This is a genomic window from Flavobacterium suzhouense (assembly GCF_042684765.1).
GTDB classification, from domain to species: domain Bacteria; phylum Bacteroidota; class Bacteroidia; order Flavobacteriales; family Flavobacteriaceae; genus Flavobacterium; species Flavobacterium suzhouense.
The window spans coordinates 168,912-181,213 of the sequence record NZ_JBHUMD010000030.1 but is presented as its reverse complement, the minus strand read 5'-3'; the positions used below and the strand labels follow the sequence as shown (position 1 = coordinate 181,213).

The window sequence follows — 12,302 nt, the reverse complement described above, 5'->3', positions numbered from 1 at the left end:
TAAAAAAAGGGTGCATCAATGAGCACCCTAATAATTTATTTTAATGTTAGTTTTTTGAGCAGGTTGTCGGTTCGCCAATGGTAGTGCATACCGATGTGTTCTTAATGCCACCAAAGCCTTTTTCAACATTTATCATATTATGGTATCCTCTGGCTTTAAGAATAGAAGCCATGATTACTGATCGGTAACCTCCAGCACAATGCAGATAGAAATCCTCGTTTCTTGGTACTTCTGTAAGCTGTTCATTTACAAAGTCAAGAGGGATGTTTATAGCATCTGTAACATGTCCACCGGCAAATTCTCCCGGTTTTCTTGAATCCACAACTATTTTTGGTGTAGCTGCCAGGCCTTCTGCAAAAGCTTCAGGAGAAATAGAAACAATACTATCGGTTTCAAATCCTGCTGCTTTCCATGCATCTATGCCGCCTTTCAGATAGCCAAGTGTTGCATCAAAACCTACACGAGCTAGCCTTGTAATGGTTTCGGTTTCTTTCCCTTCAGGAGTTACAAGTAGCAGTGGCTGGTTTACATCTCTGATAAGTGCGCCTACCCATGGGGCAAAACCGCCATGAAGCCCAATAAATATAGAACCGGGAATGTGCTCTTTTACAAAATCATTCTCGTGTCTTACGTCAAGTATAATAGCTTCGGTTTCGCTAGCTTTTGCTTTAAATTCTTCAGGTGAAAGAGCCGTTTGCCCTTTTGAAAGAACGCTGTCAAGGCTTTCATATCCCTGAATATTAAGCATAACGTTTTGTGGGAAATATGCAGGAGGTGCTCCAAGACCGTCAAGAAGTTCTTTGATGAATTCCTCTTTTGTCATGTCGGCTCTCAGAGCATAATTTACTTTCTTTTGGTTACCCAGTGTGTCAGTGGTTTCTTTACTCATGTTCTTTCCGCAGGCACTTCCGGCACCGTGGCTAGGATATACCGTGATATTGTCCGGTAGAGGCATGATTTTGTTACGTAAAGAATCATATAAATGCGAAGCAAGAACATTCTGGGTTAATTCTTCTGTAAGCGCCTGAGCAAGATCAGGTCGTCCCACGTCGCCAATGAATAATGTATCTCCGGTAATAATTCCGTGTATGTTTCCGTCTTCTTCAATAAGAAGGTAGCAGGTGCTCTCCAGTGTGTGTCCAGGGGTGTGAATGGCTTTAATAGTGTAACTGCCAACTTTAAACTCCTGTCCGTCGGTTGCTATAAGAGCATCAAACTTAGGGGCGGCTGTTGGTCCATATACAATTTGTGCTCCCGTTTTCTTAGCAAGGTCTAGGTGCCCTGAAACGAAATCGGCATGGAAATGGGTTTCAAAAATGTATTTAATAGAAGCGTTATCTTTTGTAGCCTTGTCTATATAAGGCTGAACTTCTCTTAGCGGATCAAAGATAGCGGCTTCGCCATTGCTTTCTAAATAGTAAGCTGCCTGTGCAATACAGCCTGTATATATCTGTTCTATTTTCATAATTAAGTTGTTAAAGCTTACTGCAGTGAATTAAACAGCGAAAAGTTACCAGCCAATGATTTCTTTTGAAAGGATAAAAGCCGCCATAACCAATATAAACCAGCCAAATCCATGTCTTAGCTGTTTTTCGTTTACAAACTTTTGCAGATAAGTTCCTGCAAATATACCAAAAACAGATACGATGGTAAAGGATAATAAAAATTGCCAGTTAATATCTGTAGTTTGTACGTCACCAAGGAACCCAATAAGTGAATTTATGGCAATGATTAGCAAAGAAGTACCAACCGCTTTTTTCATCGGTAGCCCGCCAAAGAATACAAGCATTGGGATGATAAGGAAACCGCCTCCGGCACCTACGAGTCCCATTAAAAGACCTATCAGTCCTACAACAGGAAGTAAAACGGCGTAATTTAATGTTTTTACTTTGTTTTCATCGTTGCTAACTTTTCGTGTAAGCATAGAAAGTGATGCTAAAAGCATTATTATGCCAAATACTGTCATGATAAAGCCTTCTTTTGTAACATAAAAGTTACCTATGCTATATATAACGTCGGGTAAGGCAGGTAGTATGAAGCTTCTTGTTGTGTATACTCCGATAAATGATGGAATTGCAATTATAAGTCCTGTTTTTACAGCGATGCTTTTTTTGACATAATGCTGAGCGCTGCCAAAGACAGCAGTAGTACCTACTATAAAGAGTGAATAGGCTGTTGCGATCAGGGGATTAATACCAAAAATATATACCAAAAACGGAACAGTGAGGATAGAGCCGCCTCCGCCCATAATGCCCAATATTAAACCGATTATGAAAGCACCTGTAAATTCTGTAACTGACTCCATTTTAATTTTTTAGCCTGCAACAGATGTTTAAATTACCTGTCCGGATGGCAGAGTTTTTGTATTTGTTTGGTTTTTAATGGTTTGAAGCTTTATTTTCAAATTAATATTTATGATATGTTCAGTTTGGTAGGCTTTTTGATAGCTTAATTCTAAACAAATGCAATTTTACGATTTAATTTTTGTAAAATTATTAATTCAAACGTTTAAGTTATCACAAACTTCATATATATTTGTGATGCTTTTTGAAAAGCTTAGTTATAATATAATAGTTGTAAGTTAAAATTTATGGCAACAGCAATAAAGCCCCGAGTGGGCATGTATGAAAACGTAAAGAATCAGTTCGAGAAGGCGGCTGCCGTTATGGGACTGGATGAAAGCGTTAAAAAGATCTTATCTATTACTAATAATGAGATCGTAGTGCATTTTCCTGTGAAAATGGACAATGGTTCTGTAGAAGTGTTTACAGGATACAGGGTGCAGCATAACAATGCATTGGGCCCATACAAAGGAGGTCTAAGATATCACCCAACAGTTGATATTGATGCTGCAAGAGCTCTTGCTACCTGGATGACCTGGAAAACATCACTTGCCGGACTTCCATATGGAGGTGGTAAAGGTGGTATTCAAATCGATCCTAAAAAGTATTCTCAGGGCGAACTTGAAAGAATTACGCGTCGTTTCACATTTGCATTAGGTGATAACATTGGTCCTGAGCACGATATTCCTGCTCCGGATGTTAACACAAATGCTCAGATGATGGCTTGGATTGCAGATACATACATGTCTACAAAATCTCCGGCTGAGCGTTCTAAAAACCAACACGTTGTTACCGGTAAGCCGGTGGGTTCGGGTGGTCTTGAAGGTCGTGACCGTGCTACAGGTTTTGGTGTTGTTGTAACACTTGAATCTTGGGCTAAAGTAAAAGGTACTTCACTTGAAGGTAAAAAATATATCGTTCAGGGCTTTGGTAACGTAGGTTACTGGGCCGCTCACTTTATGAACAAAAACGGTGCTATCCTTGTAGGTGTTCAGGATGCTACAGGTACTATTTACAATCCTGAGGGTATCGATCCTGAGGCACTACTTAGATACCAGGCAGACAATGCTACTATTACAGGATACAAAGGGACTCAGAACTATAAGTCTGACGAGTTCTTTGGTATCGAATGTGATATTATTATCCCTGCCGCTCTTGGTAATCAGATTACCGATGAAAATGCAGCTTCAATCAAAGCTAAAGTTATTGCTGAAGGCGCTAATGGACCAACAGATACAGATGCTGAGGCTATACTTCTTGCTAATGGTGTAGATATTATCCCGGATATTCTTTGTAATTCAGGTGGTGTTATCGGTAGCTACTTCGAGTGGCTTCAAAACCGTAATGGTGAGATATGGACAATGGATGATGTTATCATTAAATTGAGAAAGAAACTTGAAGAGGCTTTTGGTAAAGTGATCACTTCTTCTGTTCAGTACAAAACTGATTGGAGAACAGCTGCTTATATCGTTGCGCTTACAAGAATCGAAATGGCATACAAACAAAGAGGTATTTTCCCTTAATAGGGTAGAACCAATTATTATAAAAAGGCACCTTAGGGTGCCTTTTGTCGTTTATTATCATTATATTTGATTGAAATGTAGCTTAATACCTATGAAACAAATATGTTTTTGCCTAGCAATACTGTCTTCCCTGACAGGATATAGTCAGGAAAAAGATAATAAAATATCTACTGTGTTTACACTTGCTGTTAAAGAAGCGCAGGGATGGGATATCTATAGGCCAACTACGCCGGATTTTACTTTTTATAACAGAAATTTTAGTAGTTTGTTCAGGCAAAGTAATCTAACATCGGATATTCTGGACAGGCGTATGAATATGCTGTATGTTGATAACGACAGGCTGTATTCTAATACTTATGTGCCTATTACATTGCAACAGCACCATAGCAATCTTGCAGTAGATAATTTTTACCGTAACGAAAAAATGTATGCACTACCTGATAAGGTGCCGGGTTCGAAATAAAACTCCATTAGTATGAAAAGCATATTTATAACTTCAGCATTTATTATTTGTTCAGTAGCCTATGGGCAGTCTGTTCAGCCGCTGAATTATAGGGCTCAGTTTGCGACACCCGATAGTCAGTTGCCGTTAAAAGTTGATTTTTCTTATTATGCTAAAAACTACGATAAGGTTTTTGGGGAATTCAATTTTACAAATAATGCTAATAATGTCTCACCAAGGAATGTTTATGTAGGTTATGGAGGTAATTTCTATTATCAGCGTAATTCCACTTATATAATGGAAATGCCAACTAATATACATACGTATAACTTTTCCGGGAATCAGGATGTTATCGGAGGATTGAAAAACCTCATGTCGTTGTTTACCTCAGAAAAAGATTATTCAGTTAAGAAATAAAAAAGCGGGCTTTAAGCCCGCTTTGTGTTTTTATCCTCCCATGTATTCTTCTCCACCACCGTCTTGCTGCTGTCTTTGCTGCTGTTGCTTATCATTTTTGTTCATGTTGAAACGATAAGTGAACGATAATGTTACCTGGCGTTGTCTCCATTGCATTTCGCTATAAGAGCTTGATTCGCCATTTATAAACGTTTCAAATTTCATTTTTCTTGAGTTGAAGATATCCTGAATGCTAAGGCCTATTGTTCCTTTGTCTTTCAGTACGTCTTTGCTGAATGATGTATTTGCGCTTGCCACACCAACTCTGCGTCCCTGTGATGTGTTTTGCGGAGCTTCATAGTTACCATTAAGCTGCCAGTCTATTTTGTATGGAAGCGAAATCTTAGAGTTTATTCTCGTTGTCCATGATGCACCTGAGCTGTTCAGGTCAAGGTAAGCATTTACCGTTTGCTGTGTTTTCTGATCAAAATAGCTATAGCTGTAATCGCCATCAGTCTGGTTTCTGTAGAAATTAAAGTTACTGTTTATTCTCCACCATTTGAAAGGATTGTAGTTTACGTTGAATTCAAACCCGAAACGGAACTCTTTTCCTATATTGGTAGGAGAAGTGATTATTACCGGAGTGTCTTCTACATAAAGGCCATTTAATCTTCTGATAAACTGGAATGGAGCATCCGTAAGGTTAACATAAGCAGAAGAGCTTAGTGTAAGTTGCGACCATTTTTTTAGGAAGCCCAGGTCAATCGCGTTAGTGTATGATGGATTTAGATCCGGATTACCTTTAAAGATGTTAATGTTACTTTCTAATCCTGAAAAAGGATTAAGGAAACGTCCTCTCGGACGATTAATTCTTCGGCTATAGTTAATACTTGCATTAGTGTTTTGGTTAAACTCATAAGTCAGGAAAGCACTAGGGAAGAAGTTGTTGTACTTCTTATTGTTATACTCACCTGTGCTAAGAAGGTTAACATCAATATTTGAGTCTTCCCAGCGAAGTCCTAATAAATAAGAGAATTTACCTGCTTTAGATCCAAACTGGGTGTAAAGCGCGTTTACCTTTTCTTTGTATTCAAGGTAGTTAGAGTAGTTAGGGTCGTTTGCCCAGTTTCCGTCAACCAGGTTTTCAGCTCTTGCATCATTATCAAGAGTAGAGAAACTACCTCTATATCCTGCTTCAAACTTACTGTTTTGTCCTATTGGTAAAACATAGTCAGCTTGTAGCAGCGATCTGTTTTCTTCCTGATTATTAAGGGTTCTTTGGTATGTTGTTGTATCGCTCCCCAAGGTTGTATTGCTTATTCCTGAAAGATTATCGTCCTTGCTCATCGATATCGAACCATCAATTTTTAGTTCATGTCCCTTATCATTGAATTTATGGATAAGGTTAGTAGAGTAATTAACGTTTGTTTCGTCTGTATCTTCGTTATTATTACGGTAACGTGTGCTTGTAAATACATGATCAGCATCATAGTTTTGATAGTAGGTATCAGTATCGTTGCCTCCTGTATTTCTTCTGATGTTAACCGAGTTTGTCCAGGTTGTTTTTTTAGTCAGGAAATATTCAAGTCCAAAGCTGGCATTATATCCTTCGCGCTCACGAACATTTTCCCTTTTTTCATCCGTATAGCTTTTAGCGCTATTGTCTTCGTTCAGGTATTTTGTATTGTTCATTGAATTACCCGGATTTTTCCTGTAATTGTAACCAATATTTGAAAAAATATTAAAGTTCTCGCTTCTGAAGTTGAGGTTGGTTGATACCCCATGATTGGCAGGGTCACCCGTTGTAGCAACTACAGAGCCATTAAAGCCATCAGCTTTACCTTTTTTAAGAACGATATTAATGATACCGCCTCCACCTTCAGCATCATAACGCGCTGATGGGTTAGTGATAACTTCGACTTTATCAACAGAATCGGCAGGCAATAGTCTTAATACTTCTGCTACATTGCTTCCAGCCATCGTAGATGGTCTTCCGTCTATTAATATGGTCACGCTCTGGTTTCCTCTAAGGGCTACATTTCCTTCAGCGTCAACTGATACAGAAGGTACGTTGTCTAAAACGTCGCTTACTGTACCTCCTTTAACCATCATATCATTACCTACAGTATAAACCCTTTTATCAAGTTTAATTTCTACTGTAGAGCGCTCTGCGGTTATAGAGACCTCACTTAGCTGAGTAGCGTCAGAAGCCATTGCGGTAGTACCAAGATTTGTATCTTCAGTTATGATTTTGTTTGAAATGACAACAGTTTTAAAAGAGATGAAGTCGTATTTAATGTTATAAGTTCCGGCTGGAACTTCAAGGCTAAATTCACCTTTCGCATCAGTAAGTCCTCCGTTTACGGTTACATTCGATGTTGTCTGGATAATTACGTTGGCAAATTCAAGAGGTTGTTTAGTATCCTGTTCAATAAGTTTACCTGTTACTTTTACTTTTGGGCCTCCCTGACCTCCGGGTCTTTGGGCAAATGCCGTGACTGCAAAAAATAAGAATAACAGTAACAGCGATGATTGAAGTTTTTTCATAGCAAAAATTAGAAATGCCGCCCTAAAGCAGCTTAATAGTGATGTTTTTTTGGTTAAAGTATTTCTTTTATCCTCTCCGCAGGGCGCGCTATAACAGCTTTATTCCCATTCACTACTATCGGACGCTCAATCAGGTTCGGATATTCCACCATTATATCAATAACCTTGCCATCACTAAGATCCTTGTCTTTATAATTTTTAACCCAAATGTCTTCCTTTTGCCTTACAAGATCTATTGGCTTTATATTCAGCTTGTTGATTATCTCAGTAAGTTCCTCTTTGGTCAGAGGCTCATTAAGGTATTTTACAGTGGTAAAAGGTTTTCCTTCAAGCTCTAACAGCTGAAGGCCTTCGCGCGACTTACTGCAGCGCGGATTATGGTATATGGTTATCATTTTATTCTTTTTGCAAAGGTCGTTATTATAAACCAAATTTTGAAGTACCTTAGTGCAAACAAAACCTTAATTTATTATGTTTATTGAACAGGCCTACACCAAAAAGTTTGATATTATAAAATACCTTCCTATTCCTATTGTCTTTCTATTTCTTATGCTTCTAAACTATGTTGCCATAGTAGTAATGGACATTGATGTGGATACACTTATGCAACAACAAATTGCACTTAAAGGAGCTAACGAGGTACTGTTCGAGAGCCTGTTGCCTTTAGCGATATTCCTTGTAATACTTTTGTTATGGGTGAAATTTGTCAATAAACAAAGTATCAGAAGCCTTACCACTGCAAGGGCCAAAGTAGACTGGAGCCGCATTTTTACGGCTTTTGGTATCTGGGCTGTTTTTAGTGTTGCAACTACGGCAATGGCTTATTTTTCGACTCCTGAGAGCTTTGAGATTAATTTCAGGCCGGTACCGTTTGCTATTCTGGCTTGTATTTCCATAATAATGATACCAATGCAAACCAGTTTTGAGGAATATCTTTTCAGGGGATATCTTATGCAGGGCATAGGCATTGCAACACGAAGTAAGCTAACTGCATTAATAGTCACTTCGCTTATGTTTGGGCTTATGCATATTGCCAATCCGGAAATTGAGAAGATGGGGTACATATTGTTACTCTATTACATAGGGACAGGATTACTTTTAGGTATAATAACCTTAATGGATGACGGTGTGGAACTTGCCCTTGGATTTCATGCAGCCAATAACCTGATTGCAGCCTTATTGGTAACTTCAGACTGGACGGCATTACAAACCGATTCGATTTTGAAAGATAAATCTGAACCTAGTGCCGGTTTCGATATTTTGTTGCCGCTGATCATTATTTATCCAATTCTTTTGCTTATTTTTAGTAGAATATACAAATGGACCAACTGGAAAGAAAAACTGACAGGAAGAGTACATTTGAAGCCCCTAAACGAAATAACAATCAACCAAATAGGAGAGGGCCATGAATAATATCGACTACCACTTTGTACACCCTGCGTTTAAACTTAATGGATTCCATCTTAATGAAGATGATCTTAACCGTATTGCATATAGCTTTATTAAAGAGGGCGATTTACCTTTTGAAAAAGCGGTGGGTGACTTTATACTCGACTGGTTTGATCAACGGGATTATATCGAAATGCAGACATCAGGAACAACCGGTGTGCCAAAACTTATAAAGGTTGACAAACAGGCAATGATACACTCTGCGATGGCTACAGGCGAATTTTTCGACCTGCCAGCAGGTATAAGGGTATTGCATTGCCTTCCTACACAGTTTGTAGCCGGTAAAATGATGCTGGTACGCGCCTTTATACTTGGATGGGATTTAGATTTGGTAGCACCAACATCTATGCCTATACCCTCTGACCAAAATTATGATTTTGCGGCTATGGTTCCGCTTCAGGCGCAGCATTCGCTGGAAAGACTGCATCAGGTTAAAAAAGTGATTTTAGGAGGGGCAAAGGTAAGCCAGGCGTTGTCTGAACAATTGCAGGCATTGCCTACCAAAATATATGAGACCTATGGCATGACCGAAACCATAACCCATATCGCTGCCAAACGTGTAGGTGATGAAGCCTTTACCGTTTTGCCAAACGTAAGGATAAGCGAAGATGACAGGCATTGTCTTGTAATCGATCCTTATGTGATATGTGATGAACCTGTAGTGACTAACGACGTAGTAAAGGTGCTTGATGAAACTCATTTCATCTGGTTAGGGCGTTATGATAATGTAATAAACAGCGGAGGAGTAAAGCTCTTCCCTGAACAGATAGAAGAGAAGCTTTCTGGAAAAATCAGTCAGCGTTTCTTTGTAAAGGGTGTTCCTGATGAAGAATTGGGCGAAAAACTGGTACTGGTTATAGAGGGGGAACCTATTACAATTGATGAAGAGGTGTTTAAAAAATTAAGCAAGTTCGAGAAGCCTAAAGAAATACTGTTCGTGCCTAAATTCGCAGAAACAGTATCAGGTAAAATTATAAGGGATAAAACACTCGAAGAGGCATAAGTATTTTATGTAATCTACGCATACGCTTTGTCATTGCGAGCGTAATGCAATGGAGCGTGGCAATCTCAATTAGATTGCTTCGTCGTGCGCCTCCTCGCAATGACGGGATATAAATCAAAAAAGACAGCTATTAGCTGTCTTTTATATTTTATGATTATGAGTGAAGCTAGTTCCCCTCTTGAGAGGGGTTAGGGGTGTGTTTATTGAAAATCCTAAGCAAATTTACATCTTCTCCATTTTTACATAGTACTTATTCTTCTCTAACTCTATGGCATTTATATCTGCGGCTTCAACCTTTACAATTTGCCATTCATTGGTCGCATTTAGTCGGGCAGGTATACCGTTAATCGTTATTCCTACAGGCATAGCAAAGTGTTGCACATCTGTTACCCAGCGAAATTGCAATGATTTCTTATCGAGTTTTATTTCCAGTTTGGGAATATTTTTATAGCGCAGATACTGGTCAAAAATAGGAGTGAGGTTCATGCCGGTTTGCTTGTTAAAGTAATTTACCACCGTTTCAGTATCGATAATACCTTTTTTATGCGTTTCAGAATAATTATAAATGATTTCCCACCATTTTTTGTCATCGTTTACAACATGGCGTAAGGTGTTTAGCATAGCGGCACCCTTATAATACATATCGCCTGAACCTTCTTTGTTTACGCCAAAAACGCCTATTACAGGTTTTCTGTTCTCAGAATTCTTTTGCTGCCCGCCTATGTATTGCATGGCTTTGTCATATCCGTACAGACATTCTACATATACGGTTTCGCTATAGGTGGTAAAGCCCTCATGTATCCACATATCGGCAATATCTTTAGAGGTGATGCTGTTGCCAAACCATTCATGCCCCGTTTCGTGAATGATGATGTAATCAAACAGCATACCTACACCGGTGCCGGTCATGTCATAGCCCATGTAACCTCTGGTATATTTGTTGCCGTAAGCCACTGCACTTTGGTGTTCCATTCCCAGGTAAGGTGTTTCCACCAGTTTGTAACCATCTTCTTCAAACGGATATTTGCCAAACTTCGATTGAAAGCATTCCAGCATTGGTTTTACCTGATCAAACTGTTTGCGGGCTTTCTGTTCGTTATCTCTTAATACATAATAGTCAAGATCAAGGTCATTCAGCTTATCATGAATATGCACATAATCAGCAACATTTACCGTAATGTCATAGTTGTTAATAGGGTTTTTTACTTCCCAGTCCCAACGCGTGTAGCCGTTCTTTAGATCCTGGCTTCCAATAAAGCGTCCGTTAGAGACATTCATCAGTCCGTTTGGTACTGCTACTTTTATGGTGGCTCCTTTGTCCGGTTCGTCCGTTTGGTGGTCTTTTACCGGATACCAAAGGCTGGAACCTGTCCCCTGAACTGCAACGCCTATCCACGGTTTGCCTGCGGCATCTTTTTTAAATACAAATCCGCCATCCCATGGGGCATTTTTTGCTACAGTTGGATTTCCTGAATAATAAAAACGAAGTTTTTCTTCATAGCCTTTCTTTAATGGTTTCCCAAAACTTATGAATACTGCATCATTATCCCTTTTGTAAGTTGTTTTGTTTCCTTTTACCACAATACTGTCAATCTTCATGTTTTCGAAAAGATCCAGTTGAATTTTGGATGTATTCTCAACAACCTTAAAGGTAATATCGTTGTATCCGGAGATGAATTTTTTATCAGGGTCAATCGTAATATTCAGGTCATAACGCTGCACATCAAAATTAGTACGCTCCGGGCGAAGGCCGCCCTGAAGGCTGTCTCGCCTGGTGTAGGTTTGTGCAGAGGCAGTATAGATGCCTGATAGTAGTATTGCAGTAATAAAGGCTTTTTTCATAGTAATAGTGGTTGGTTGAACTATTAGTGTCGGAATGTAAGAAATGTTACAGCTCTAAACAGACTTTTTAGCTGTCAGTATCACATATTCTCTTTCAATCTGTTCTCCGCTGTTGCTCATAACCATTTCGGTATCAGTATTAGCATAAATAACATTTAGCCCGGCAGATTCCATAACGTCAGTAGCGGTTTCAATAGTGTAAAGGGTAAAGCCATATTTAGCAAACGGAATCTTTCGCATGGTGCTTTCGGGGATAAACCCAATTGTAACTAATCCATTTGGTTTAAGCACTCTTGCTATCTCGCTGGCGTATTGCGGAGGGTTTTTCCAGAAATAGATAGTATTGCAGGTAAATATTTTATCAAACTGGCTTTCGCTAAAAGGGATATGATCGCCATCAGTCAGGCTGAAGGATACATTTTCAAAATCTGCATTAAGCTTAGAAGCTTCGGTAATCATGGTTTCAGAGATGTCTATCCCATAGTAGTCTAAATTCGAAGCAACATTAAGTATGTCTTTCACATGAATACCATTCCCGGGGCCAATTTCTAAAATTGTATCATTGTTGTTAAGATAAAGACTGTCAATCGCCTTATGGATAATATTACTGTTGGTAAAGTTCATCATTTCGGCTACTTTCAGTCCGTTGTTGCCATCGGGGCAGCGTAGCTGGCGGGCGAGTTCCTGTAATTCAGTTTCAGATAATTTCATAGCACTAAAATACAAATTATACCTCATGTAAATAAAGAGCCGGACAA

Annotated in this window: 11 protein-coding genes; 5 read left to right on the top strand and 6 right to left on the bottom strand. The window is 39.0% G+C overall.

Going from position 1 to position 12,302, the window contains the following annotated elements; genetic code table 11:
- Positions 1-46 precede the first annotated feature (46 nt).
- Together ACFSR3_RS16610 and ACFSR3_RS16605 are read right to left on the bottom strand one after the other, a co-directional pair.
- Positions 47-1,465, bottom strand: coding sequence for an MBL fold metallo-hydrolase (locus ACFSR3_RS16610; protein WP_379822592.1), 1,419 nt, complete (start codon positions 1,463-1,465; stop codon positions 47-49).
- A gap of 45 nt (positions 1,466-1,510) precedes the next feature.
- Complete coding sequence (locus tag ACFSR3_RS16605; RefSeq protein WP_379822590.1) at positions 1,511-2,305, bottom strand: sulfite exporter TauE/SafE family protein; 795 nt, start codon at positions 2,303-2,305, stop codon at positions 1,511-1,513.
- A gap of 285 nt (positions 2,306-2,590) precedes the next feature.
- On the opposite strand from ACFSR3_RS16605, the gene ACFSR3_RS16600 reads away from it, so the two are divergent.
- The 3 genes from ACFSR3_RS16600 to ACFSR3_RS16590 all read left to right on the top strand — a co-directional run bounded on the left by ACFSR3_RS16600 (position 2,591) and on the right by ACFSR3_RS16590 (position 4,724).
- Positions 2,591-3,865 carry a Glu/Leu/Phe/Val family dehydrogenase gene (locus ACFSR3_RS16600; protein ID WP_379822588.1) on the top strand — a complete coding sequence of 425 codons (1,275 nt, stop codon included), beginning with the start codon at positions 2,591-2,593 and terminating at the stop codon, positions 3,863-3,865.
- 91 nt (positions 3,866-3,956) lie between these two features.
- Positions 3,957-4,328 carry a hypothetical protein gene (locus ACFSR3_RS16595; protein WP_114757162.1) on the top strand — a complete coding sequence of 124 codons (372 nt, stop codon included), beginning with the start codon at positions 3,957-3,959 and terminating at the stop codon, positions 4,326-4,328.
- Between the two features lie 12 nt (positions 4,329-4,340).
- Positions 4,341-4,724 carry a hypothetical protein gene (locus tag ACFSR3_RS16590; protein WP_114757163.1) on the top strand — a complete coding sequence of 128 codons (384 nt, stop codon included), beginning with the start codon at positions 4,341-4,343 and terminating at the stop codon, positions 4,722-4,724.
- A gap of 30 nt (positions 4,725-4,754) precedes the next feature.
- On the opposite strand, the gene ACFSR3_RS16585 is transcribed toward ACFSR3_RS16590, so the two are convergent.
- Together ACFSR3_RS16585 and arsC are read right to left on the bottom strand one after the other, a co-directional pair.
- On the bottom strand, positions 4,755-7,250 hold the full coding sequence (locus ACFSR3_RS16585) for a TonB-dependent receptor domain-containing protein (RefSeq protein WP_379822586.1): 2,496 nt from the start codon (positions 7,248-7,250) through the stop codon (positions 4,755-4,757).
- A gap of 53 nt (positions 7,251-7,303) precedes the next feature.
- Positions 7,304-7,645, bottom strand: a complete 342-nt coding sequence (gene arsC / locus ACFSR3_RS16580; protein ID WP_379822584.1) for an arsenate reductase (glutaredoxin) — start codon at positions 7,643-7,645, stop codon at positions 7,304-7,306.
- A 76-nt stretch (positions 7,646-7,721) separates the two neighbouring features.
- On the opposite strand from arsC, the gene ACFSR3_RS16575 reads away from it, so the two are divergent.
- Complete coding sequence (locus tag ACFSR3_RS16575) at positions 7,722-8,663, top strand: CPBP family intramembrane glutamic endopeptidase (protein ID WP_379822583.1); 942 nt, start codon at positions 7,722-7,724, stop codon at positions 8,661-8,663.
- A complete protein-coding gene (locus tag ACFSR3_RS16570) occupies positions 8,656-9,702 on the top strand; it encodes an AMP-binding protein (RefSeq protein ID WP_379822582.1) in 1,047 nt (348 codons plus the stop codon). The genes ACFSR3_RS16575 and ACFSR3_RS16570 overlap by 8 nt, the downstream gene beginning before the upstream one ends.
- A gap of 222 nt (positions 9,703-9,924) precedes the next feature.
- Here the strand turns inward: ACFSR3_RS16570 and ACFSR3_RS16565 are convergent, their stop codons facing one another.
- Positions 9,925-11,544, bottom strand: coding sequence for a M1 family metallopeptidase (locus ACFSR3_RS16565; RefSeq protein ID WP_379822580.1), 1,620 nt, complete (start codon positions 11,542-11,544; stop codon positions 9,925-9,927).
- 54 nt (positions 11,545-11,598) lie between these two features.
- Positions 11,599-12,255 carry a class I SAM-dependent methyltransferase gene (locus ACFSR3_RS16560; RefSeq protein ID WP_379822579.1) on the bottom strand — a complete coding sequence of 219 codons (657 nt, stop codon included), beginning with the start codon at positions 12,253-12,255 and terminating at the stop codon, positions 11,599-11,601.
- Positions 12,256-12,302 lie beyond the last annotated feature (47 nt).

Bases quoted from the DNA above. Each gene is read 5' to 3' on its own strand.
- ACFSR3_RS16610 (WP_379822592.1), bottom strand. From the start codon at position 1,465: ATGAAAATAGAACAGATATATACAGGCTGTATTGCACAGGCAGCTTAC.
- ACFSR3_RS16605 (WP_379822590.1), bottom strand. From the start codon at position 2,305: ATGGAGTCAGTTACAGAATTTACAGGTGCTTTCATAATCGGTTTAATA.
- ACFSR3_RS16600 (WP_379822588.1), top strand. From the start codon at position 2,591: ATGGCAACAGCAATAAAGCCCCGAGTGGGCATGTATGAAAACGTAAAG.
- ACFSR3_RS16595 (WP_114757162.1), top strand. From the start codon at position 3,957: ATGAAACAAATATGTTTTTGCCTAGCAATACTGTCTTCCCTGACAGGA.
- ACFSR3_RS16590 (WP_114757163.1), top strand. From the start codon at position 4,341: ATGAAAAGCATATTTATAACTTCAGCATTTATTATTTGTTCAGTAGCC.
- ACFSR3_RS16585 (WP_379822586.1), bottom strand. From the start codon at position 7,250: ATGAAAAAACTTCAATCATCGCTGTTACTGTTATTCTTATTTTTTGCA.
- arsC (WP_379822584.1), bottom strand. From the start codon at position 7,645: ATGATAACCATATACCATAATCCGCGCTGCAGTAAGTCGCGCGAAGGC.
- ACFSR3_RS16575 (WP_379822583.1), top strand. From the start codon at position 7,722: ATGTTTATTGAACAGGCCTACACCAAAAAGTTTGATATTATAAAATAC.
- ACFSR3_RS16570 (WP_379822582.1), top strand. From the start codon at position 8,656: ATGAATAATATCGACTACCACTTTGTACACCCTGCGTTTAAACTTAAT.
- ACFSR3_RS16565 (WP_379822580.1), bottom strand. From the start codon at position 11,544: ATGAAAAAAGCCTTTATTACTGCAATACTACTATCAGGCATCTATACT.
- ACFSR3_RS16560 (WP_379822579.1), bottom strand. From the start codon at position 12,255: ATGAAATTATCTGAAACTGAATTACAGGAACTCGCCCGCCAGCTACGC.